General features: G+C 57.2%; 19 protein-coding genes. 7 read left to right on the top strand and 12 right to left on the bottom strand.

Features of this window, described 5'->3' with window-relative positions; all coding sequences use genetic code 11:
* The first annotated feature begins 15 nt into the window (after window positions 1–15).
* Window positions 16–1,485 (top strand): MFS transporter, encoded by a 1,470-nt coding sequence (locus VMJ32_08340; GenBank protein HTQ39023.1) that lies wholly within the window; start codon window positions 16–18, stop codon window positions 1,483–1,485.
* Between the two features lie 20 nt (window positions 1,486–1,505).
* Here the strand turns inward: VMJ32_08340 and dapA are convergent, their stop codons facing one another.
* Both dapA and VMJ32_08330 read right to left on the bottom strand, forming a co-directional pair.
* Entirely contained in the window at window positions 1,506–2,393 is an 888-nt protein-coding gene (gene dapA / locus VMJ32_08335) for a 4-hydroxy-tetrahydrodipicolinate synthase (GenBank protein HTQ39022.1), read from the bottom strand.
* A gap of 45 nt (window positions 2,394–2,438) precedes the next feature.
* Window positions 2,439–3,152 carry a pyridoxine 5'-phosphate synthase gene (locus tag VMJ32_08330; GenBank protein HTQ39021.1) on the bottom strand — a complete coding sequence of 238 codons (714 nt, stop codon included), beginning with the start codon at window positions 3,150–3,152 and terminating at the stop codon, window positions 2,439–2,441.
* Between the two features lie 532 nt (window positions 3,153–3,684).
* Here VMJ32_08330 and VMJ32_08325 point away from each other — a divergent pair.
* Complete coding sequence (locus tag VMJ32_08325; GenBank protein HTQ39020.1) at window positions 3,685–4,032, top strand: hypothetical protein; 348 nt, start codon at window positions 3,685–3,687, stop codon at window positions 4,030–4,032.
* A gap of 88 nt (window positions 4,033–4,120) precedes the next feature.
* Here the strand turns inward: VMJ32_08325 and VMJ32_08320 are convergent, their stop codons facing one another.
* On the bottom strand, window positions 4,121–5,506 hold the full coding sequence (locus VMJ32_08320) for a hypothetical protein (protein HTQ39019.1): 1,386 nt from the start codon (window positions 5,504–5,506) through the stop codon (window positions 4,121–4,123).
* A 405-nt stretch (window positions 5,507–5,911) separates the two neighbouring features.
* Window positions 5,912–7,546, bottom strand: a complete 1,635-nt coding sequence (locus VMJ32_08315) for a Do family serine endopeptidase (GenBank protein ID HTQ39018.1) — start codon at window positions 7,544–7,546, stop codon at window positions 5,912–5,914.
* A gap of 536 nt (window positions 7,547–8,082) precedes the next feature.
* On the opposite strand from VMJ32_08315, the gene rnc reads away from it, so the two are divergent.
* A complete protein-coding gene (rnc, locus tag VMJ32_08310; GenBank protein HTQ39017.1) occupies window positions 8,083–8,823 on the top strand; it encodes a ribonuclease III in 741 nt (246 codons plus the stop codon).
* A gap of 24 nt (window positions 8,824–8,847) precedes the next feature.
* Here the strand turns inward: rnc and VMJ32_08305 are convergent, their stop codons facing one another.
* On the bottom strand, window positions 8,848–9,639 hold the full coding sequence (locus VMJ32_08305) for an NnrU family protein (GenBank protein HTQ39016.1): 792 nt from the start codon (window positions 9,637–9,639) through the stop codon (window positions 8,848–8,850).
* A gap of 203 nt (window positions 9,640–9,842) precedes the next feature.
* Between VMJ32_08305 and VMJ32_08300 the strand changes: the two genes are divergently transcribed.
* Both VMJ32_08300 and VMJ32_08295 read left to right on the top strand, forming a co-directional pair.
* Entirely contained in the window at window positions 9,843–10,418 is a 576-nt protein-coding gene (locus VMJ32_08300) for a TetR/AcrR family transcriptional regulator (GenBank protein ID HTQ39015.1), read from the top strand.
* A 10-nt stretch (window positions 10,419–10,428) separates the two neighbouring features.
* Window positions 10,429–11,130, top strand: coding sequence for a YoaK family protein (locus tag VMJ32_08295; protein HTQ39014.1), 702 nt, complete (start codon window positions 10,429–10,431; stop codon window positions 11,128–11,130).
* Here VMJ32_08295 and VMJ32_08290 read toward each other — a convergent pair.
* The 4 genes from VMJ32_08290 to VMJ32_08275 all read right to left on the bottom strand — a co-directional run bounded on the left by VMJ32_08290 (window position 11,120) and on the right by VMJ32_08275 (window position 17,245).
* The gene (locus tag VMJ32_08290; protein HTQ39013.1) at window positions 11,120–12,763 is read right to left on the bottom strand and encodes an FAD-dependent oxidoreductase; all 1,644 of its coding nucleotides are present in this window, start codon (window positions 12,761–12,763) and stop codon (window positions 11,120–11,122) included. The genes VMJ32_08295 and VMJ32_08290 overlap by 11 nt on opposite strands.
* 640 nt (window positions 12,764–13,403) lie before the next feature.
* Window positions 13,404–14,735: a hypothetical protein gene (locus VMJ32_08285; protein ID HTQ39012.1), complete on the bottom strand. Its 1,332-nt coding sequence runs from the start codon at window positions 14,733–14,735 to the stop codon at window positions 13,404–13,406.
* 323 nt (window positions 14,736–15,058) lie between these two features.
* On the bottom strand, window positions 15,059–16,027 hold the full coding sequence (locus tag VMJ32_08280) for a neutral zinc metallopeptidase (protein HTQ39011.1): 969 nt from the start codon (window positions 16,025–16,027) through the stop codon (window positions 15,059–15,061).
* Window positions 16,028–16,126: 99 nt separating this feature from the next.
* Window positions 16,127–17,245, bottom strand: a complete 1,119-nt coding sequence (locus VMJ32_08275; GenBank protein ID HTQ39010.1) for a glycoside hydrolase family 88 protein — start codon at window positions 17,243–17,245, stop codon at window positions 16,127–16,129.
* A 123-nt stretch (window positions 17,246–17,368) separates the two neighbouring features.
* Between VMJ32_08275 and VMJ32_08270 the strand changes: the two genes are divergently transcribed.
* Together VMJ32_08270 and VMJ32_08265 are read left to right on the top strand one after the other, a co-directional pair.
* Entirely contained in the window at window positions 17,369–17,854 is a 486-nt protein-coding gene (locus VMJ32_08270; GenBank protein HTQ39009.1) for a tRNA (cytidine(34)-2'-O)-methyltransferase, read from the top strand.
* 30 nt (window positions 17,855–17,884) lie between these two features.
* Window positions 17,885–18,934, top strand: a complete 1,050-nt coding sequence (locus VMJ32_08265) for an Ldh family oxidoreductase (protein ID HTQ39008.1) — start codon at window positions 17,885–17,887, stop codon at window positions 18,932–18,934.
* Window positions 18,935–18,936: 2 nt separating this feature from the next.
* Here VMJ32_08265 and VMJ32_08260 read toward each other — a convergent pair whose 3' ends face one another.
* From VMJ32_08260 to VMJ32_08250, 3 genes are all read right to left on the bottom strand, one after another.
* Window positions 18,937–20,655, bottom strand: a complete 1,719-nt coding sequence (locus VMJ32_08260) for a prenyltransferase/squalene oxidase repeat-containing protein (GenBank protein HTQ39007.1) — start codon at window positions 20,653–20,655, stop codon at window positions 18,937–18,939.
* 82 nt (window positions 20,656–20,737) lie between these two features.
* Window positions 20,738–21,178 (bottom strand): biopolymer transporter ExbD, encoded by a 441-nt coding sequence (locus VMJ32_08255; GenBank protein HTQ39006.1) that lies wholly within the window; start codon window positions 21,176–21,178, stop codon window positions 20,738–20,740.
* Between the two features lie 66 nt (window positions 21,179–21,244).
* Window positions 21,245–21,904, bottom strand: a complete 660-nt coding sequence (locus VMJ32_08250; protein ID HTQ39005.1) for a MotA/TolQ/ExbB proton channel family protein — start codon at window positions 21,902–21,904, stop codon at window positions 21,245–21,247.
* Window positions 21,905–22,141 lie beyond the last annotated feature (237 nt).

Below are 22,141 nucleotides of genomic sequence, written 5' to 3'. Positions count from 1 at the left end.
GCGCGGGGAGCAAGCATGAATTTGCCGGCGGAGGATGTCGATCGATTGGGCGAGCGCTGGATGCGCCTCGTCTGGCGCAAGCCGGCGGTGGATGTTGCCGAGCGCACTCGCCGCCGCGTGACAATTCATCTGCTGCCGTTTCTGTTTTTTCTGTACATCCTGGCCTATGTGGACCGCATTAATGTGTCGGTGGCCAAATTGCAAATGGTCAAGCCGCTCGAGCTAGGCGGTTTGGGATTCGACAATAAAATCATCGGCCTGGGCATTGGCATGTTCTTTTGGACTTACTGGATTTTGGAAATTCCCAGCACCGTCAGCGTGGTGAAATGGGGCGCCCGGTGGGTGTTTGTGCGAATTTTAATTTTGTGGGGACTGTGTGCCGCGGCAGCCGGGTTGATTGGCCTGCCGATTGCCGGAAAAATTTTCGGCTGGTGGCCGTTGTTGCCCACCGATTGGCCCGTGTTGGGTAGTGCATTCGCCTGGCTGAACGCGCTGCGCGATGATCCCAAGCATCAATTTTATTGCTTGCGATTGCTGTTGGGATTTTTCGAAGGAGGTTTTTTCCCCTCGGTCGTGGTTTATTTGTCGCTGTGGTTTCGGCCGCAGGACCGCGCCAAAGCGATGAGTTGCTTTATGATCGGCATGCCGCTGGCGAATGCCTTGGGTGCGCCTCTGTCCGGGTTGCTGCTTAAGGCCAACTGGTTGGGGCTGATGGGCTGGCGGTGGGTGTTCATTGTCGAGGGTGCGCTGCCGATTCTGGCTGGCTTTGCCACGCTGTTTTTGTTGCCGGCCCGGCCGAAAGACGCCCGGTGGCTTTCGACCGAAGAACGGGCGTGGCTGGAAGGCGAGCTGCAGCGCGAACACGAACTGCTCTCGACCCAGCGGCATTGGACCATCGTCCATCACTTGGGAATGGTGTTGTTGCTCACGGCTGTCTACTTCGGTCAGAATGTCGCCAGTTACGGCCTGGGCGGCTTCATGCCGAGCATGATTCAATCGCATACAGGCGTGAGTGACGATACCGCAGCGCTATTGACCGCCCTGCCCTACCTGATGGGCTTCCTGGCGATGCTTATCAATGCGCGGCATTCCGACAAAACCAGCGAGCGAGTGTGGCACGTGTCGATTTCCATGTTGCTGTTGGGCGGCGGTATTTTGCTGGCGGCGCTGGCTGAAAATTGGGGTGCGACCGCATTGCTGGTCTACATTTTTTGCGTCGGCCCGTTCATTTACGCCCACATGCCGGCGTTCTGGTCAATCCCCACGCTGTTTTTAGGTTCGACCGCCGCCGCCTCGGCCATCGGTTTCATCAACATGACGGGCAATTTGGGAGGCTCGTTGGGCACAACCATCGTAGGCTACGCCAGAGACAACAGCGAAAATTTCCGCTTGGGCCTGCTGCTGATCGCGCCGTTTCCGATTGCGTCGGCCCTGATTGTGCTGATTGTGGCCTATGTGCGGCGACGAAAACCGGCGAAGGATTGATGCCGGCGGGCGAAACGAATTTACAGCAGTCCGTACGCCGTCAATGTTTTACGCAGCTTCGCTTCGCCGTCGTCTTCCAGCGGGGTCATCGGCAGGCGCAGCGCGCCGGTGTCGCGCCCCAAAAGCTTCATAGCCGCTTTGATGGGAATGGGGTTCGTCGCCAATCCCAGCATGTCGCGGCACAGCGGAAACAATTTTCGATGCCACTTTTGCGCCTCGGCAATGTTCCCGCTGTCGAACGCCTTGCACAGCGAAATCACATCTTGCGGCACGATGTTGCCCGCCACCGAAATCACGCCCCGCGCACCGATGGAAAGCATGGGCAGCGTCAAACTATCGTCGCCGCTGAGAATGGTCAAATCGGTCAGCGCGGCGATGGCCGAAGCCTGGTCGAGCGAGCCCGTCGCCTCCTTCACCATCGTAATGTTTTTGAACTCGGCCAGCCGGGCGAACGTTTCCGGCTCGATGTTCTTTCCCGTGCGGCCGGGGATGTTGTACACGCAGATTTGCAAATCGGTCGCTTCCGATAGCGCCTTGAAATGCAAATAAAACCCCTCTTGCGTCGGCTTATTGTAATACGGGGCCACGACCAATGCGGCGTCGGCCCCGTGCTTGGCCGCAAATTTGGTCAGCCGCAACGCTTCCCGCGTGCTGTTGCTGCCCGTGCCGGGCATCACTTTCAGACGCTTGTTGGCGTATTCGACCGATGCGGCCACGACCCGTTCGTGCTCCTCATGCGACAGCGTGGGCGATTCCCCCGTCGTGCCCACCGGACAAATGCACGTGGTTCCGGCGGCAACTTGAAATTCGATTTGTGCTTTCAGCGCCGGGTAATCGACCTCGTCGTTGCGAAACGGCGTGACGATGGCGACGGAAAGTCCGGAAAAATGTTCAGCACGGGTAGGCATGAGTTTAGCCGCGACGCGCTAGCGGAGCGCGTGGTTTCAATAGTTTTAGTTCACCAGCCGTTTCATTTCTCGCACCGCTTCTTGCAGACCGACAAAAACCGCCCGCGAAACGATGGCGTGGCCGATGTTCAGTTCGTGCATGTCGGCGATGTCGGCGACCGGCCGCACATTGTGATAATTTAGCCCGTGGCCGGCGTGCAGGGCCAGCCCTGCATCGCGAATTCGTTTGCCGGCGGCGACCAACTTGGCGAGTTCCACTGCCTGCGGTTTTCCTGCTTTGGCCAAGGCGTATTGGCCGGTGTGCAACTCGACCGCCTGGGCACCAAGGGTTTTGGCCAAATCGAGTTGTCGTGGATCAGGATCCAGAAATAAACTGACGTAGATTCCCGCGTCACGCAACTTGCCGACGGCCGTGGCAACCGCTTGGCGCTGGCCGGCCACGTCCAAACCCCCTTCGGTCGTCACCTCTTCACGCCGTTCCGGAACCAGCGTTGCCTGGTCGGGCTTCACTCGACAGGCGATGGTCACAATTTCGCTGGCCACGGCGAGTTCCAGATTCAGCTTCATGCTCACGCTTTGCCGCAGTAGTTCCAAATCGCGGTCCTGAATGTGCCGCCGGTCTTCGCGCAGGTGAATGGTTATTCCGTCGGCGCCGCCAAGTTCCGCCGCCGCCGCAGCCCAAACCGGATCGGGCTCGTAAGTCCGCCGGGCCTGCCGCAGCGTTGCCACGTGATCGATGTTCACACCAAGTTCAGGCATGGGCGGAATGTGACGAAGGCTGATTAAATGTTTACCGATTCGCTTGCGGTTGGGCAGTGTTTCGTATGTCTTCGGTTATCCGAAATCCGCAAGCGATTGTAAAGCGCGTGTATGGACATTATCACAAGTCGGCAACGCGAAGCCAGCCCTCACATTCAGGCCGTTTCCACGTTGTGCTTTGGCCACACTGACGGTGATCGGCAACACGGTTTGCTGGCAATGGCTGCAAATCATTTGAATCAGTCAGCCGAACACAGGGTTTGCCAAACGCGTATGGATTGTTGAAACAGGGTGCAATCATCGCCAGAGAAAAAAGCTATGTTTCAATGAGGCGGCAGTAGGTTGAGCTTTAGAGCAAACATTCAACCGCCTTCCTTTTCGTCGTTCGCCCCGGCCGCAATCGTGGCTTTGGTTTACCCAGGTGTGTCTCAGCAAGCCATTTTATGGCCAGGCGGCCGTGCTTGAATGAGAGCATTTGTTTGGCGAACAGGTTCGCAGCTTCTTAAAAGATTTCACAGGAAAACATCCCATCATGAATTGCCAAGAATTGGCCGCGCGGATCGAGCATTTTCAGCCGGAAACGGCGCCCCGGGATGTGGCCAGGCTCTGTTTGTTGTTGGCGAACACCGTCGATAATCTCGACAGTTTGCGGCGCGACGACTGCATCGTCGATGCCTGGCAAGACGCCAACCTGCGACTGCAGGCCGCTAGCGATCAGCACGCCGCCATGACCACGGAATTGGAACAATTAGCGGCCATGGACCCGCGGCAGTTCACCCTGGAACAAGTGTGGGTCCTGATTCGGGCAATCAAGGTGCAAAGTCACATTCTGCAAATGTACGTGGGCCACCCGATCCAAGAGGCCCACAGCAACAGCTGAAAAATCTCGTTGCGCCAAATTTCAAAGCAGCGGCGCACTGGCAGAAGCATCAGCCTCCGCTTCCGGTTAGGCTCCGCTTGCGGCAAACTTATCTCGCTTCGCCCCACGCCAGCGCCGCCGGACAGGGGCGCAAGAATCCGCCCAACAGCGTCGGCTGGGCGGCAAAGTTCAGATGAATTCGGCTGCCGATCGCTTGATGCCGCCCGACCAAATCGAATTCGCTCTCGCGCTCTTGGGCGAAACGGGTCAGGCAACCGGTCGGTTCCAGCAACCAATTACTGTTGCGATAACCGCGCAGCCTGGTGCCGACCGGTCCCAGCCAACTGTCGCTGGCCAGCGTCACTTCCACGGGTTGCGGGGGCACGCGCTGTGGATTTCGCCGGGCGACGGCCCGCAAGGCGCCCACCATCGGCGTACGGCAGCCATCGGCGGTTTCCACATGCTGACACAAATACGCCAGCCCGCCCCCTTCGGCGTAAATTCGTTTTCCCGAGCAAACGTGTTCTTTCAGCGCCATCAGCATGCAATGATTTTCCGCCAGCGCCGCGGCATGTTCGTGAGGCGAACCACAGCCTAGATATACGATGTCGGTTTCCGCCGGCAGGCATTCATCGCGCAACGGCGAGAATACTCGCACCGTGGCCCCGCGCAATTCCAGCATGTCCAGCGTGTCGGGAAAATAACAGTGGAACGCCTCATCGTACGCCACGGCCACGCGCACGTTGCCGCGCGGCAGCGATGGCCCTTCGTCCACCGCCTGCGCGGGCCAATCGGCAGGTATGCCGTGTCGAGTGGCCAGTTGCATGACGCGCTTTAAGCACGAGTATTGCCGCCAGCGCTCCCCCAGCGCAGCACACCATTCGCGAGGCGGTTTGCTGCCGGCCGGCAACGCGGCAATGCTTTGTCGTAGAGCCGAGCATTCGTCCAGTCCGCCAATGACCGGTATGCCCCACAACGATTCCAAAATCGTTTGCCAGCGATAATAATCGCCCGAATCCGTCACGCGGTCCAAAAGTAAGCGGTCCGCCACGGGTCGCTGCGGTAAACAGCAGTGATTCAACAATCGAGCGTCAACGACGGCAATGCGCGGCAAATCGAGCCAATCGCACAGCGTGTCGAGACTGCCGCCGCTTCCGTCCGGCTGACTTTCGGCTGCTTTACCCTCAAAGTTGTTGTACGAATGGAACGCCGCCTGATCGTATCGCCCTTCCACAAGCGCCAAATCGGCCGTGGCGGCGGTTCGCAAAAAAGCTTGTCGACACACTTCCGGCGTCATCAGCCAACTATCTAAATGCCGCGACGTGTTATTAGAAATCACCGCCGCTCCATCGCACGGTTTGAAGCAAGCCCGCGACAGAAAGGTTTGCGTCCGAATGCTCGCTCCTTTCAGCGAATCCAACAGCGCCCACACGATCGGTTGCAGATCGGCTTCGGGTTGAATGGCGCCCACCGCCAAGCGAGGCAAAATCGACATACGAACAAACCCTGGCGTGTGCAAAAGAAATCTTAATGGCAGCGCATGGCGAGTATTTTATAGCCGGAAGAATCCTTCGAACAACCGATGAAGTCCGCTTTTACCAGCTCATCGGTGGTTGGCAGGCTGCCTTCCCACAGCCCTCCGGGCGAGGCCACCACAGCCTGCCGCCTCCCAATCCAAATCATTCTTAGTCGTGGCAGAGTGTTAGTCAAGCAGAGGGGGTAAATGCTGCTAAAAGCCTTTAGAAGCCGCAATGATGTATCCGCGGCAGCCGCGCGCCTTTGACAACCCCTGTTCTGGCTCAAAACGGCCAAAAAAAGAGCCCCGCAATCCTTGCGGGGCTTCGGAGCCAGGCTCGTGGGGACCCGGCTCATGCAGGGTCTTCAAATTTGAGTCGCCGCCTTACTGCTGTGCATCCAGCACGACAAAATGGTTTCCCCGCTCGGTGCGGACTTGCAACAAAATGCCGTCTTTGAGCGATTCGTTCTTGAGTGCCGCTTCAAAATCCTTCACATTGTGCACGGCCGTCTTGCCCACCTTGCGGATCAGCATGCCGGGCTGCAATCCTTTATCGTGGGCCGCGCTATCGGGATCGACTTTGCGAATCACGACGCCTTCAAAACCCTTGTAAGTGTCGGCGGCCTCGTCTGACGTCAGGTCCGAAACTTCCAGGCCCAATTTATCGGCGCTGTAGTTCGAGGTTGTCGGCGATTTTTCTTCCGGCTGCGCTGTCTGGCCTTCTTCCATGCCATAATCCTTCGGCATCGACTTGACCGTCACGCTGAGCGTCATTGGCTTGCCGTCGCGAATAATTTCCACCGGTTCCGCGGTGTTCACCGGCGAACGCTCCACGGCTTCCTGCACTTCATGCGGGCTGTGGATGTCGTGGCCGGCGTACTTGGTAATCACGTCGCCTTCTTGGAACTTCGCATCGGCGGCAGGCGTATTCGGAAACACGTTGTTTACCAGCGCGCCCTCGCCCGGCTTCACGCCCAGCTTCGACGCCAACTCGCCGTTCACGTCTTCGATGCCAATGCCCAGGTAGCCGCGATGCACGCTGCCGTCCTTAATCAACTGTTCGGTCACCCATTTGGCTTGATTGATCGGAATCGCAAAGCCCAGGCCTTGATATCCGCCGCTGTTGGAAGCAATGGCCGTGTTAATGCCCACCACTTCTCCCATTAAATTCACCAATGGGCCGCCGGAATTGCCCGGGTTAATGGCGGCATCGGTCTGCAGATACTCGCTGCGAGTGGAGCCCAGCGTGCGGCCTTTTCCGCTGATAATACCGGCCGTCACCGTTTTTTCTTGTCCGAACGGATTGCCGATGGCAATCACCCAATCGCCAATGTCCAAATCATCGCTGTTGCCCAAATGAGCCGCCGGCAAATCGCCGTCCGCTTTGATGCGAACCACGGCCAAATCGCTATGCGGATCGGTCTTCACTTCCGTAGCTTTGAACTCTCGGCCGTCAGAAAAGTGAACCGTCACCGTGTCGGCCCCATCGACCACGTGGTTGTTCGTCAAAATAATCCCACTCTTGTCGATAATCACGCCCGTTCCCATGCCGTCGCGGGGTGGTGTTTGGAAATTAAAATTTCCGCCCTCGGGCCCGTTCGGGAACATATCTTTGAAGTGGCCTTCAAACGGCGTCCCTTTGAATGGATCTTCGCCGCCGCCGAACATTCCACCCATGCCCCGTTCGCCGCGCTCCGCTTTCACTTTCTTGGAACTTTCGTGCGAATACACCGTCACCACGCTGGGCATGGCAACGTGCGCCGCTTCACGGAAAGCGCGCGACAGCGCGTTCGCATGTTCCACCGTCGGATCATTGCGAAGATCCTCGGGGGTCTTTGTCGGCGTGGCAGATTCCGAAAGTTGTGCATGGTCTGTAGAAGTAGCATTCGCGTTCGTGGTCGGCGTGTGGTCCGCGCCTGAAACTTGCTTTTGTTTTAATCCATAGCCCAAACCGATCGACAACGCTACCGCGGCGATGCCCGTCAGCAACCAACTGGGACGCGAAAAGGCGACCTTCATATCATTCCTCCTGGTTCCACAAAAAATTCAAAGGGGAGTTTGTTAGGCGCCGAACCCACGAGAAACCACTCGGCGGGAAAAATCATGCGGCGCCTCTATCAAGCCATTACGGCGGCAGGTTTTCAGTGGTTCGACCAGCCCTGCCGGCCTTGCGGAATATTACGCCTAGGCTACACATCCCCTAGCCAGACGGCACCATCCGGGAGCACCAAAACCCGCGAAATACTACCCAAAAACTGTATCGCAGCCTTCATTACCAATCGCAGCTCAACCGTTCAAGAGCAGTCAGCCAATCGTACGGCCGAAATCTGATTGACAAAACTCCAAGTCCTAATTAGACTTACAGCTTATTGTGTTGTTTTTGCGCCGTCCGTTGAAAAGGGGGACAGCGCCGGGTTCGTGGCCATTTTCCAAAAACCTACCGACGAGTTTTTCTTCGTCATTGGTCATTGGTCATTGGTGCTTGGTCATTCTCCCCAGTCCCCTTTTTCCACGGGCTGCCAGTTTACCTGGTTGCCTTGTGAGATTCTTTACGCATGAATAAGCGCTCTGCTCCCGTGGGGACAGAGGAGTTGTCCCCCGAACAAATCGCGCAGTGTGAGGCGCGGCTCGGTTACACCTTTACCGACAAATCGCTTCTCACCGGTGCGCTCACGCACGCCTCCGGCGCCCTGCACCGGCTGAAATCGAACGAGCGCATGGAGTTCCTGGGCGATGCCATTTTGGGCTTCGTCGTCTGCGAACGCCTGTTTCACTTGTTCCCCGATTATCTGGAAGGCGATCTCACCAAAATCAAATCGATTGTCGTCAGCCGCAGCACCTGCGCTAAAATCAGCGACGAGCTGGGCCTGGCCGATTTTCTGATTCTCGGCAAAGGCATGACGACCAGCCCCCGCATCCCGGCCTCGCTGCTGTCTGATGTGTTCGAATCGCTCACGGCGGCCATTTATCTCGACGGCGGCGAGGCAGTGGCCCGCGAGTTCATTTACCGCTTCATCGGTCCGGAAATTACGGCGGCCGTGGCGGGTGAGCTGGGCGGCAACTACAAATCGCTGCTGCAACAACTGGCCCAGCGCGATTTCGGCACCACGCCCACGTACACGCTGCTTGATGAAAAAGGCCCCGACCACAGCAAGTGCTTCAAAATTTCCGCCCAAGTCGGCCCGCAGCGCTACCAACCCGCCTGGGGCCGCAATAAAAAAGAAGCCGAGCAGCACGCCGCCCAAAATGCGCTATGCCAAATCGCCGGCGAAGATGTGCCGTACCCGTCGGACTAATGCCCCAGCCGCCCGGCTTTCGCCCTACCATTGCGCCGTCTGTTGCCGCCGATCTTTCTTTCCCATAATCCGCGGCACAAACGCCGGCACCTGGCGTCGGTAATCTGCGTACAGGGCGCCAAAATGATTCACCAGGTCGCGCTCTTCGATTTTCGAAGCCAGCACCATGTATCCCGTCAGCACGCCTGCCATCAGCAAGTGTCCCACGGTCATGGTCGGCGTGGCCCAAAGTGCCAATGCAAAGCCGACGTACAGCGGATGCCGCATATAGCGATACAACATCGGAACGCCAAACGGGAGCGAACTATACTTCCGGCCCCGCCACTGCAGCCACACTTGCCGCACGCCGAACAAATCGAAATGGTTGATCATCAGCGACACGGTCGGCACGATTAACCAGCCGACAACCGAAATCGCGATCAGCAAAACGCGCACCGCCGTACCAGGCACATCCCAAACCACTAGCGGAATCGCCCGCCATTGCCACATCATCAGCAGTAGCGTCAGATTCGAAATCAAAACATACGTGCTGCGCTCAATTTCCTGCGGGACAATTTTCGTCCAGGCCTGTTTGAACCACGGCCGCGCCATGACTGAATGCTGCAGACCAAATAGCAGCAGCAAGACGACGTCTATGGCAACCGCGGCTCCCCATGTCGTAGAACCTGCCACGGCTGCGGCATCGCTGGCCACAGGCACGGAATCAATAGTTTTGGGAAGCGCGAAATTCTCCACAAAGCACGCCAGGCAAGTGTACACCACCTGGAACATCAAGTAGCAAACGATTCCATACCCCAAAAAAACAATGCGTTTCATCTGGCTACTCCCCATCAAAAAACAATTTGATTTGCCGCAATCCTGCCGTCCGGCCGCCCGGCTCCCTCAACCACCGGTAAGTATTGTCCTGAACCTTGAAATTGCAAAGTTGACTTCTAGTACACCTTTTGGTTGACTGCTAGTACACTTCCGGCCCCCTCGATTCTCTTTTCGCACTTCGCTTCTCATTCCAAAACAGCCCCATGCCTACAGCCACTCGCCAAAATCTCATTGATGCGGCCCGAAAACGGTTTTATCGCGACGGCTTTCGGAACGTCGGCATCGATCAAATTCTGTCCGATGTCGGCATCAGCAAAACGGCCTTCTACAAGCATTTCGATTGCAAGGAAGATCTGATGCTGGCGGCCTTGGACGACCAGGATCAATGGTTGCAACAAACTTTTCGCGACATGGTCCACCAGCGCACGGCCGACAAGGGCCCAACTCAACTCATGGCGCTGTTCGATGTGGTCGATTTTCTCACCGCCGCTGACGATTTCGCCGGCTGCATTTTCGTCAACGCCGCCATCGAATTTCCGCTGCCGCACGATCCGGCGCATCAGGCCGCGGCCCGCAGCAAGCAAAGCATCGAAGCCTTGATCGAACAAATCGCCGCCGACGCCGGCGCCTCCGACCCGCACGCTTTGGCCCAAGAATTATGCCTGATCATGGAAGGCGTCTACGTCACCAAACACGTCAGTCGCAATCCCGCCGCCGTTGATATCGCCCGCCGCATCGCCCAGAGCGTCATCGCTGCCTACCTGCCGTCAGCCGTTTGAGTCAGTCCGTATGGCAATCACCCAAGAATTAATGAAATCTTCGGCTGAGACTTCGCCAAATTCCGGGCCGTGGGTTGCCGCGCTATTGGCCATGATTGCGGGCTATGTTGACGCCTATGGCTTTATCAGTTACGGCGCTTACATGTCGTTCATGAGCGGAAATACCACGCAAAGCGGCATTGCCACAGGAGAGGGCAATTTTTCCGGAGCTATACCCACACTCACGGCCATCGCCATGTTTGTGGTCGGGGTGTTTGCGGGAACGCTGTTCACCAATCCCGACACACTCCGTTCCCGGCGGCTGAAGTTCGCCTTGGTCGCAGCCTTGTTGGCAGTAAACATCGGGACCACGCAGCTGGCGTCCTTCAGTCATTTGGCCAACATCGCCACACTCAGTTTTGCCATGGGGGTGATGAACACCACGCTTTCTCACTTGGGTGCAGAAGCGGTGAACCTCACGTTCGTCACCGGCACGCTCAACAAAATTGGCAGCCACCTCGCCCTGGCCCTGAAACGGACGCCCTTGAAAGACGCGCAACGTCCCAGCGATACGCATCTTCGCCGGGCATTTCTGCTGGCGGCGCTGTGGGCCGCCTTTCTTGTCGGAGCGGTGCTGGCCGCGGCAGCGACGGCCCGTTTCGGCGTCTGGGTGTTGTTGGTCCCGCTTCTTGTCCTCGTGGCATTGGCGGCCGGCCGCCCATTTAACGGCTGATCGAAAGCAGCCGATGGGCGCAGGTCACCGCCAGCGAGCCGTCGCCAACCGCAAATCCAACTCGTTTGGTCGATCCCGAACGGATGTCGCCGGCCGCCAGCACTCGCGGAACCGTAGTTTCCAAGGGGCAAGGGTCGCGGTCCGTGCGCGGCCATAATCCGGAACGCACAACATCGGTGCCGGTCAGAACATATCCATTGGCATCGCGGGCAATTTCAGCCGGCAGCCACTCAGCCGACGGCTCCGCCCCGATAAACACGAACACCGCCGAGCAGGGAATGCGACGCCGCTCCTTCGTGGCGTTATTTTTCAGTTCAATCTCTTCGATGTTGCGGCTTCCATAAATCGCTTCAATTTCGGTTTTTTCGTGAATCATCACATTGCGGGTTGCTCGGATCCGCTGCGACAAATACTCCGACATGCCGGGGCCCAACGGGCGGCGGACCAGTAAATGCACCGTCCGCGAAGGGCAGCACTCCGCCAGGAACATCACGGCCTGTCCGGCCGAGTTGCCGCCGCCCACCACGGCGACATCGGTGCCGTCGTAAAGGTCGGCTTCCACCGTCGTGCAGGCGTAATAAATACCCGCGCCGGCATACCGGGCCGCTCCCGTGGCTTCCAATTGCCGCCATCGAACCCCCAAGGCCAGCAGCAACACCCGGCAGCGAATTTCCGCGCCGCAATCCAGTTGCAGCACGTGCCAATCGTCGACCGATCGAGCCGGAACCAGCCGCTGGACCTCAACGGGCGTAACGATCCGCGCCCCAAACTTTAGCATTTGCAACACGCCGCGCGTGGCCAGGTCCGCGCCGCTCAACCCCGCCGGAAAGCCAATGAAGTTTTCAATGCGTGACGAACCGCCCGCCTGACCGCCCGGTCCCATCCGGTCCAGCATTAACGTGGACAGGCCTTCCGACGAGGCATACACGCCGGCCGCAATTCCCGCCGGGCCTGCCCCAACGATCGCCAGGTCGACTTCCTGCGTGGGGCAAAGTTTCCAAATGCCGGCCTCGCGGGCAAGTTCTTGCAGCGAAGGATTAATCAGAACACGTCCATTGCCGCATTCAATGACCGGTGTTTTTTTGGGTGAGCCCAGCGATGCAAATACGCGCTGCCCGTCTTCCGTTTCCGGATCGAACCAGGTAAACGGGACGAAATTTTTATACAAAAACTCACGAACGGCATTGGTGTCGCGGCATCGGCCGGCGCCAACCACACGCAGCCCCAGCGTGCCCATTTGAGAAAGCAGCTCTCGACGCCGGGTAAACGCGACAATCAACTTCTCGCCGAAGCTGGGAACCCGGTTCAAAAGCGCCCGCAGATGGCGATGAGGAATGCGCAACACACGTGTTGCGCCCCGGGCCACGGCGGTCACAATCACCGGGCGGCCGGTCAGCAGGTCGATGTCGCCGGAAAATTGCCCCGCTTCGTGAACGACGATCAGCCGATGGCTGTCCGTCGGATTTTGGATTTCGATTGCACCCGATTCAACAATGTACAAATCGATTTCTGCTTGACCGGCGCGAAAAATAATTTCGCCATCGGCGTACTCGCACGGAGTTGCCAATGGTTTGACCAGCGCAATTTCGGCACTGGTGAGTCGGGGAAATGCGACTTCTTCGATTTTGGCCATTTCGCTGTCCTCAATGCAGCCTGTTATGGGTAGCCGGCGGTGCGTACCCTGCCGGAAAAGCTCCATTTTATGGCGATTCGCGCAAGCGCCGCCTAAAATTTGTCCTACCACAATTTGAACATAGCCCGGCCGTACCTGTTGGAAAAGCCATCCTTCGGCATTTGGATTTTCCACAATCAATAATCCATTCGAGTTTTGGGCCAGCACCTGCTAAAACTGCCGACGATCTTCTTCCCTCAACCGGAAGACATCGCTCTTTGGCAATTCGAATGCACATATCCAAGCCCAGGCGTGGCAACACCTGGCTGACATGATGGAAGTCTGCCTCTCCGCCTGGACATGGCCCCGTACTTTTGTGCGCGGCCTGTACAAAAGCCAACCATCCGCAAGTGAATTTGTCGAGAAAATTCACTTGCCTAATTTCACAATGCGGTCGGCCGCAGGCGAAAACAAACGTAAACTTGCCAACGTTTGTGCGCCGTCCCGCGCCGGCTTGCCGAGATTTCTCGGCTCACTGGCCCGCCGCCCCGAACAAAAGTCGTTCCGAGCTGGCTGGCGTCCAAGCCGATATTTCGGATCGGCGCCGGCGTCGAAGCCCCCATGTTTCGAGTGGTCAACGGCGTCGGGCCACCGGCTGCTCTTAGGTAATGTTTTCAAACAGCTTTTGGCTGAGCGTGCCGAAAGTATCGCCGCCCAAATTGTTGTAGGTGTCGGTGCCGTCTCCGCCAAAGAACGCGGCCTTCCCTGTGACGGAAACGTCCTCCACGGAAACCGAGTCGGCGCCGACGCCCAGCGTGACGGATAATTTGGAGGCGCTTAGACCATCCAGCGACATGGTATCGGAACCCGCGCCGGCATTTAAGTTGGCGCCGTTGGCCACGGTCATGCCCGACAAATTCATTTGATCGTTTCCGTTTCCGCCATTCATGGTCAGCGTAGTGGCAGTGAGGCCGCTTACGGTGAGGGTATCGGCGCCGTCGCCGCCATTGAGCAACGCGTTTTTGGCGGTAACGTCGGTGAGCGACATTTGGTCGTCGCCGATGTTCATCAAGACGGTCAAATCTCTTGCCTGAACTGTATTCAGCGTGACCGTGTCATTGCCCTTGCCGGCGTCGATGGTCGTGGGGCCGTTGATCGTGACATTGTCGCCGGTGAATTGATCGTCGCCAGGTCCGAGGGAAGAAGTAAGCGACCCCAAAACGTCTTGTTGGAGATTGACGGTATCGTTTCCATAGCCGGTGTTGATATTCGCAGACACCGACACAGTGCTGTTTTGCAACGTCACGCTGTCGTTGCCGATGCCGAGCGTCAGCGCCAAGTTTTTGGTGGTCAAGTTGTTGAAATTGAGCGACGAATCGCCGATGTCGCTGAAACCGACGCCGTGAATGATCGCAGTGTTTTTTAACGTGACAGTATCGTCGCCGTCGCCGCCGGTAATCGTCATGTTTGCACCGGACGTTTGCGAACTGACATCCTGGGCGGACAGGGTATTTTCGCCCCCTTGCATGTTGATGGTGAAGCCCTTGCCGACATCGACCGCTCCCTGCAAGCTATTGACGGCACTATCCACTTCGCCGGACGAATTGTCGAAGTTTCCAATGCCGATGAAGTCGTCGCCATCGCCGGTGGTGATGGAAATCGAGCCGGTTATCGACAAATTTGTGATCACGACGACGTCGTTTCCCACATTGACACCGGTATCGCCGTCGTTGAAGTTGATGACGATGCTCGTGACGCCCAGCCCTTGCTTGACAGACTCTCCGTTAATCAAAGTGGGTTCGCCGCCTTGCATCAATCCGGTAATTTTGAGAACTCCGTCGGAAGGCGTAGTGATGGCAATCGCGTTCGAAGTGCTGTCTCCTGTAATCGTAAGGATGCCATTGGCGAAGCTGGTGGTGACATTGCCGTCCAGCATGCAGCGTTTTTCTAAAGATTCGATTGTAAACTTCCGTTTTCCGCGAGTCCGGTCCATGTGACACATTCCGATTAATGAGGAGGTTGTTCCGATCTTTGCTCGTTGGCAAAGCAGAACCACGAAGGAGAATAAACATCCCGGGACGCCGGGAATATTCCGTAAGAAGAGACAGACGATTGATAAGTTTGAATTCTCGCCTTGCCCGGATGGGCACGGTAACTATCAAATTGTCTGAAATGGAGCAAGAGCCGTTGCCGCGCTCACTGCTGGCACAATGTGTAAATGAAAGTGGCGCAGCATGTTTCTAGCGGGCACTTAAAACTTGATAAAGCTGCTGGCAGCATCCCTCAACGGGTAGGTTTCGCGGTGCTGAGACCAACTCACAGGTCATCGGTGTTGAACGTGTCCCCCTGGTTGATGTCTCCGGTGTCGAACCCCTTTTTGAACCATTTCACACGCTGGGCGCTGGTGCCGTGAGTGAAAGAATCGGGCACGACGTAACCCTGGGCTTGCTTCTGCAAGCGATCGTCGCCAATGGCGCTGGCGGCACGCAGGGCATTGTCGATATCGCCCGGATCAAGCACGTGCTTGGTTTGCTGAATGTCATGGGCCCACACGCCGGCGAGAAAATCGGCCTGCAATTCCAATCGCACGGACAAGGCGTTGGCCTCCTTTTCGCTGGCGCGTCGGCGGGCTGCATCAACCTTGTCGGTAATGCCCAAAAGTTTCTGCACGTGGTGCCCGACTTCATGGGCAATGACGTAGGCCTGGGCAAAGTTGCCCGGCGAGTGGAAGCGATTTTGCAGTTCGTCGAAGAAGCTTAGATCGAGATAAACCTTTTCATCTTCCGGACAGTAAAACGGCCCGACCGCCGCGCTGGAAAAACCGCAGGCGGATTCGATGTGCCCGGTAAATAGCACGAGCTTGGGTTTGCGATACTCGCGGCCCATTTTTTGGAACTGGGCAGTCCAGGTGTCTTCAGTATCGGCCAGCACCACTTTCACGAAATCGACAAGCTTGTCTTGGGCCGGATCGACCGCAGCGCCGCCTCCTTGTCCACCGCCCTGCTGCAAACCGAATGGATTGCCGCCCTGGCCAGCAGGCGCTCCAGGAAAACCACCCTGACCACCTTGTTGCGGCGCCTGCTGCAGCAATTGCAGCGGGTTGATGTGGAACACGGCACACAAAATCACGATGACGACGATCGACCCCAGCCCGCCATGAAACGCGACCGGTCCGCCCGGCAAACTGCCGCCGAACATGCTGGTGCCGAACAATCCGCCGCCCGAAGAGCCGCGCTCGTCCTCGACATTCTCACTTTCTCGCTGGCCTTCCCATTCCATTGCCATGATTCCTGCAAGAAGAGTGATTTGGGAGTTGGGGTGCGATTATTTTAACGCATTTGCCCAAGGAAAGCCACAATTTGGGCCCGTATAGGTTCCCACGGGCTATGAATTCGCCTGCACCGCTTTCGTTAGTGCTTCGACGAAGAAAAACTCTCCCCACATCACCGATTCGTCCACTCCCAGGTTTTTCTTAGTGTGATATACCCCATGTTTCAAAATGCCTTCCCATCTCGGAGTATCGATGGCCAGATACTGCGGCTGGCACAAAGCATCGAGCATGGCCAGAGCGGTTTCGCGGTAAGCGGTTGCCCGCTCGCGCGATTTGGTTTGCCCGGCCAAATCCAACAGTCCGCTGGCGGCAATCGCGCTGGCGGAAGTTTCTTTTTGGGCGCCCCAGGGCGGCGACTGCGACAAATCGGCGTTGAAATCCCAGAACGAAACTTTGTCGGCCGGCAAATGCCCCAGCCAGTAATCGGCGTTCCGCTGCGCCACTTCCAGAAACTCGCTGCTGCTGGTCAGCGCGAACACTTTGCTGTAGCCGTACAGCGACCACGCCAAGCCGCGGGCCCAGGCGCTGTCGGCCCGCAACCCCTGGTGCGTGGTTTGACGCAGGAACTTGCCGGTTTGCAAATCGAACACCCCTTCGTGGGCCGTGGAACCGTCGGACCGGACAATGGTATCTCGCGTCGTCCGGCAATGGGCCGTAGCGATGCGAAACAGGTTGGTGTCGCTGGTTTCCTGGGCGGCATAAAAAATAATCGGTACGTTCATCATGATGTCGATGAACAGCGAATCCGGCGCGACAAACGATTGCAAATACTGCCCCTTTTCCATGAACCGCATCGCCAACGTGCGGCCCGCCTGAATCAGCACCTCATTCAATTTTGGATCGTGCGTCAGTTGATACCACGGCAAATACGTGTTCAAGAAAATGAAGCCCAGATCATGCACTTTGCGATCGAACTGCCGCTGCTCCAGCAGCTTGGAATAATGTTCCGCCCGTTGGCGCCACTCCGGATTGCCGGTGCGACGATGAAATTGCCACATCATGCCCGCCAAAAAGCCGCCCGTCCAATCAGTCCACAATTCACCCTCGTGATGCCACTTGCCCTGCACCGTATAAATGGGAAAGAAATCGGGATGCTTTTGCACCAGCCCCGCCACTTGCCGTTCGGCAAATTGCAAGGCCTGTGTGTAGCGGGTGATTCGGGCGTCGGCCATGGGCGGTGCTTAGAAAGAGATGGGGAATTTCCATACCAGTTTCTATCTTGCCATCGGCGAATGCAAGAGCGCGGAGTTCAAGGGACACTTGACGTGGCTGCGGCGGCGCGGTATTCGCGGGATATGAAATATGAGCCCGTATTGAATATCGTTCTGCATCAACCGGAAATACCGTATAACACCGGCAGCGTGGGGCGCACCTGCGTGGCCGTGGGAGCTAAATTGTGGTTGGTGCGGCCCTTGGGATTCCGTATCGACGATTATTATCTGCGGCGCGCCGGACTGGATTACTGGGAACACCTGGAATGGGAAATCGTCGACGATTGGTCAGCCCTGCTGACGCGCTTGGCGGTCGAACTGCCCGGCAGGCAACCGTGGCTGTTCACCAAAACGGCGACGCAAATTTACACGGACGTGAAGTTCGAGCGCGGCGATATCTTGGTTTTTGGAGGCGAAGCGTACGGCCTGCCACGCTCGCTGTTGGATGCCCACCGCGATCGAACCCTCCGCATCCCCATCCGCGAGCAAGTGCGCAGCCTAAATTTATCCAATAGCGTGGCCATAGCCGCTTATGAGGCGCTGCGGCAGTGGCAATACGGCGACAAATAGAAAACCATAAATCAATGACACGAGTCACCCATGGTCAACATCCCTGTCGATAAACTTACCCAGTTCTCAGAGGCACTTCTGCTAGCCGGCGGCGTATCGGTGGACGAAGCCCAAGGCGTAGCGAAAAGCCTGGTCATGGCAAATCTGCTGGGGCACGATTCGCACGGCGTGATGCGCATTCCGTACTATCTCGACGGCGTATCCAAAGGCGAAGTGAAACCCGGCGCCCCGTTCACCGTCATCAAACAATTGTCCTCCTTACTGCAGGCCGACGGAAATTGGGGTTTCGGACAAACTCAGGCGCGTCGCCTCACAGAACGGTTGATTGGCATGGCCCGCGAAAGCGGCGTGGCGTTGGGTACGCTGTTCCACACCGGCCACATCGGTCGGCTGGGCGAATATTGCCAGCAAGCTGCAGAAGCCGGAATGGTTTCGCTGGTCATGGTCAACACGCATGGCGTTGCGCGGCGGGTGGCGCCGCCGGGCGGCAAGGCGCCACGGTTGGGCACCAACCCGATTGCCATTGGCGTGCCGCATCCGGATGGAACACTGCTGATGGATTTCGGCACCAGTGCCACCGCCGAAGGCAAGGTCCGCGTCAAGCGAATTGCCGGCCAGCCCTGTCCTGACGGTTGGTTATTGGATAGCGAAGGCCGGCCGACCAACGATCCGAATTCGTTATACGGCGATCCACCGGGCACAATCCGGCCGTTTGGCGGCGATCAACCGCATAAAGGATTTGCCTTGGGGCTGATGGTGGAAATCTTCGCCGGGGCGCTGTCAGGCGGCGTATGCATCCGTGAAAAGCCGATCAATCAACTGGGCAACTGTGTGTTCGCCATCGTAGTCGATCCGCGGCATGTCGGCGGCGCCGAGCACGTCGCCCGTGAAGTGCTGGACCTGGTGAAATTCGTGCGCGGGTGCCCCAAAGCGGATGGCGTAAACGAAATTTTGCTTCCCGGCGATCCGGAACGCAAAACGGCGGCCGTGCGACAATCGACTGGCATCCCGTTGGACGATGGCAACTGGGCGGCCCTGGCGAAACTGGCCGAAACACTAAAAGTTCCCTTGCCAGGGTGAATTCAATTCTCGGACTTGGGTTGTTCAACTTTCGGCTGCTCAGCATCCGACTTCGTGTCTGTTTTGTCTGGCGTCGGTTGCGTTTGCGGCGCGCTGGCTTCCGCAATTCCGGGCTGGTAGATGTCGCCGTAAATCGGCAGATGGCGGTAATAAACTTCCAGCATGAAAGTTCGTAGGCAAGTGACGTACAGCCGGCCTCCTTGCCCACCCCAGCGGTCGCCGGCCGGATCCCAACTGCCTGCTTCCGGTCCCTTTTTGACTTGCGTTTCGGGAATAAATTGCCGCATCACTTCGTTCCACCGTTTCCAATAATTCCCGCCGATGTGATGCATGACCTGCGTGGCGTAATACCAATAGTAAACGTTGATTTCCATATCGGTAATGGGCTGGTCCGACAGAAATTCCACGCCCCCCACCAACCGCGGATCGTCTTGCTTCCAGCCTAAATATTCGCGGCACAACAAGGCTTCCGCGGTCATGGCATGGTTGAGAGCACCGCCGATCTGATAGTGATATCGGCTGCCCGATTCGTCTTGAACGCTGTCCAAATACCGGGAGATATTCATGAAGGTGCTGCTGGGCACTTCCAGGCCGGCCATCCTGGCGCTTTGCAAGGCCATCACGAACCAGCCGGTGACTGATGTGTCGGAATCCGAATTCGGGTTATAGCGCCAGCCGCCGGCCGCATCTTGCGAGTTCACACAAAATCTGACTGCTTTCTCCGCCGGACCGCGATAAACGGAATCGTGCGTCATGCCGTACAATTCACATATGGCTATGGTTGCTTGAGCATGGCTGTACATTTGATGATATGAGGGAGAGTTCTCGATTAAGAACTCCCCATCGTTGGCTTGCATTTTCAAGAGCGCGTCCCACCCTTTTTTGACGACTTGTTTGTAATCGTACTTGTAATCACCGTTCGTTGTCGGAGTGTAGCCCGCACCTTGAAAGGCCAACAAAGCGAGCGCAGTGGAGGTGGTTTTGTTTTCCGCCTCTCCGCCGTCGGTATACGGACCATTCAGCGTCCAAAAGCCATTAGGACGCTGGTTCCGTTTCAGCCATTCCAAAGCTTGGTGCACGGCTTCCTCAGTCGTGGCGTTGCCGCCATAGCGGCCAAGTAATGCCCGCTTCATTCCACGTTCGCGACCGGTGAACGCCAAACCGATGGGCGCGTCGGCGGGTCTGGAGGTGGTTCCCAAAAACATGCCGTGGGGCGAAAACTCGCTCGCCAACGGCGGCAGAGCCAACGGATCGGAGACGGGAGGCAAATCCACGGGCGACCACATCGTTTTATCGACCGTGGGATCGGGTGTATCGGTCGAGAGACCCTCGCGATTATCTTCCAACAATTGGTCGCCGGGCTGATGAGTGTCGCCGTAAATGGCTTGAATCGGAACCACTTCCTTGCTTTTCAAGGAGACTACCATCAGCCCCATCGCGATGAGCAAGACCATGTGGATGACCAAACTTCCCAGCCACGGTGGCGCATCTTGCAGGGCTTCGGTCCACTCACCGCTGTCGTCGTGGGGTTGGAACGGTTGGAGGTGCCCCACTGGCACATTGGCCAAATTGGAGTGCGAGGAAGTCGCCGGCGCGGCGGTGCTAGTCAACCCATAATTGCCGGCGTGCGCGGGAACCGGCGCCGATGGAGCAGAAATTGCCGCCGGGGGCAAGTATTGCCTGGCACTATTTCCGTCCGGTGGTAAGGAATTGGAATCCATCATGGCCCGCTGGCCCTCGGCTGGCGGGTAAAACTGTCGACGTAAAGCAACAACGCATTATCACCACTTTGCCGCTTGCCTTTTACTTGGCTACATGCTTGGTGGGTAACGATATTTTATGGATGCCCACCGTGGCCAGCATGTCCATCACATGGACCACATTGTCGTAAGCGATGTCTTTGTCGGCGGAGATGGAAACTTCCTGGTCTTTGCCGGGATGCATCTCTGACAATCGTGAGCGAAATTGTTCTTCTGTCACTTGTTCCTCGTTCCAATAGAGCGCAATTTTTCCGCCTTCCTCGCGCTTCAAGAAAATGTTCAGCGGCAGCTGCTCAGCCGAGGGGTCGAAGGCCGCGGCGGTTTGGGGTAAATCGACGCGGACCGGCGTACTGCCGACAATGGCCGGCACCGTGATCATGAACACGATCAACAACACCAGCACCACGTCAACCAACGGGGTAACGTTGATATCGGTTATGGCGCCGCCGCCTTCATCATCGCCGAATGAAACAGAAGCTGCCATGAATACACCTTATCGCCTCGGCGCCGCCTTATTTTAAGCAAACTGATTTTTCGCTCCTGCGCAGCACTAAATTGCTTTGGCCGACTGCGGAACTTGATTGGCCGTACCCCGATGTTCCGCGGCATGCACATTGGCCAGCACTAAGTGCGCCAACGAATCGATTTGTGCCATCGCCGTGCGCACTTTACGTTGGAAAAAGTTATAAGCCACCACAGCGGGGATAGCCACAAACAACCCTACGGCGGTGGCGATGAGCGCTTGAAACACGCCGAACATAATTTTATCCGGGTCTTTGGCCGACAAATCATTCGAAGCTTTGATGACACCCAGCACGGTGCCCATCAATCCGATAAACGGCGCGTTGGCGCCAATGGTGCCCAACACGGAAAGGCGAGCATCCAGCAATCCTTTAAATCTCGCCTTGGCGCTTTGCATCGCCTCGCTGCAAGCGTCCGACCCACGCCGCATGGTTTGCAATCCCGCGGTCAGCACTTTGCCGGCCACGGAATCAGAAGCCGAGGCTAATTCCCACGCGCCTTTGATGTCGCCCGCTCGCAGAAACTCGGGCAATTGATTGTTGAGCTGTTCATCCTCTTCCAAGTTGCTGCGAAAGAACAGCAACCGATCGACGATAATGCCCACGCTGATAAAACTCAGCAATAATAACAGCCACAGCACCCATTCGGCCCCGATAAACGCAATTCGCAAAAACAATTCGGTTAGCATGCGCGCAGCTCCCTAAGCACGCGGACTAAGCGCAACAACCATACTCACGCCTAGCCCGAAAAGAAACGCCTTGAACAATGTTCCGTAATGACCGCGGTCCAGAACCAGCCGAAAGAATCCAAACCGTTTCGGACGAAAGTGCAGCGCCCCAGCGGCCGCTCTCGAAGCCGGTTGGCAACGGGTAGCTATGGACTACCGCCGCATTCCGCGAGAAATGCACTAACTTCAAACTACTTG

The sequence above is a fragment of the Pirellulales bacterium genome (assembly GCA_035499655.1).
In the GTDB taxonomy this organism is placed as follows: Bacteria; Planctomycetota; Planctomycetia; order Pirellulales; family JADZDJ01; genus DATJYL01.
The sequence above is the reverse complement of the archived record's forward strand: the minus strand, read 5'-3'. Positions and strand labels throughout refer to the sequence as shown.

What these genes read in the sequence shown, in the direction of transcription:
- VMJ32_08340 (HTQ39023.1), top strand. Translation starts at nt 16, where the DNA reads ATGAATTTGCCGGCGGAGGATGTCGATCGATTGGGCGAGCGCTGGATG.
- dapA (HTQ39022.1), bottom strand. Translation starts at nt 2,393, where the DNA reads ATGCCTACCCGTGCTGAACATTTTTCCGGACTTTCCGTCGCCATCGTC.
- VMJ32_08330 (HTQ39021.1), bottom strand. Translation starts at nt 3,152, where the DNA reads ATGCCTGAACTTGGTGTGAACATCGATCACGTGGCAACGCTGCGGCAG.
- VMJ32_08325 (HTQ39020.1), top strand. Translation starts at nt 3,685, where the DNA reads ATGAATTGCCAAGAATTGGCCGCGCGGATCGAGCATTTTCAGCCGGAA.
- VMJ32_08320 (HTQ39019.1), bottom strand. Translation starts at nt 5,506, where the DNA reads ATGTCGATTTTGCCTCGCTTGGCGGTGGGCGCCATTCAACCCGAAGCC.
- VMJ32_08315 (HTQ39018.1), bottom strand. Translation starts at nt 7,546, where the DNA reads ATGAAGGTCGCCTTTTCGCGTCCCAGTTGGTTGCTGACGGGCATCGCC.
- rnc (HTQ39017.1), top strand. Translation starts at nt 8,083, where the DNA reads ATGAATAAGCGCTCTGCTCCCGTGGGGACAGAGGAGTTGTCCCCCGAA.
- VMJ32_08305 (HTQ39016.1), bottom strand. Translation starts at nt 9,639, where the DNA reads ATGAAACGCATTGTTTTTTTGGGGTATGGAATCGTTTGCTACTTGATG.
- VMJ32_08300 (HTQ39015.1), top strand. Translation starts at nt 9,843, where the DNA reads ATGCCTACAGCCACTCGCCAAAATCTCATTGATGCGGCCCGAAAACGG.
- VMJ32_08295 (HTQ39014.1), top strand. Translation starts at nt 10,429, where the DNA reads ATGGCAATCACCCAAGAATTAATGAAATCTTCGGCTGAGACTTCGCCA.
- VMJ32_08290 (HTQ39013.1), bottom strand. Translation starts at nt 12,763, where the DNA reads ATGGCCAAAATCGAAGAAGTCGCATTTCCCCGACTCACCAGTGCCGAA.
- VMJ32_08285 (HTQ39012.1), bottom strand. Translation starts at nt 14,735, where the DNA reads ATGGACCGGACTCGCGGAAAACGGAAGTTTACAATCGAATCTTTAGAA.
- VMJ32_08280 (HTQ39011.1), bottom strand. Translation starts at nt 16,027, where the DNA reads ATGGCAATGGAATGGGAAGGCCAGCGAGAAAGTGAGAATGTCGAGGAC.
- VMJ32_08275 (HTQ39010.1), bottom strand. Translation starts at nt 17,245, where the DNA reads ATGGCCGACGCCCGAATCACCCGCTACACACAGGCCTTGCAATTTGCC.
- VMJ32_08270 (HTQ39009.1), top strand. Translation starts at nt 17,369, where the DNA reads ATGAAATATGAGCCCGTATTGAATATCGTTCTGCATCAACCGGAAATA.
- VMJ32_08265 (HTQ39008.1), top strand. Translation starts at nt 17,885, where the DNA reads ATGGTCAACATCCCTGTCGATAAACTTACCCAGTTCTCAGAGGCACTT.
- VMJ32_08260 (HTQ39007.1), bottom strand. Translation starts at nt 20,655, where the DNA reads ATGGATTCCAATTCCTTACCACCGGACGGAAATAGTGCCAGGCAATAC.
- VMJ32_08255 (HTQ39006.1), bottom strand. Translation starts at nt 21,178, where the DNA reads ATGGCAGCTTCTGTTTCATTCGGCGATGATGAAGGCGGCGGCGCCATA.
- VMJ32_08250 (HTQ39005.1), bottom strand. Translation starts at nt 21,904, where the DNA reads ATGCTAACCGAATTGTTTTTGCGAATTGCGTTTATCGGGGCCGAATGG.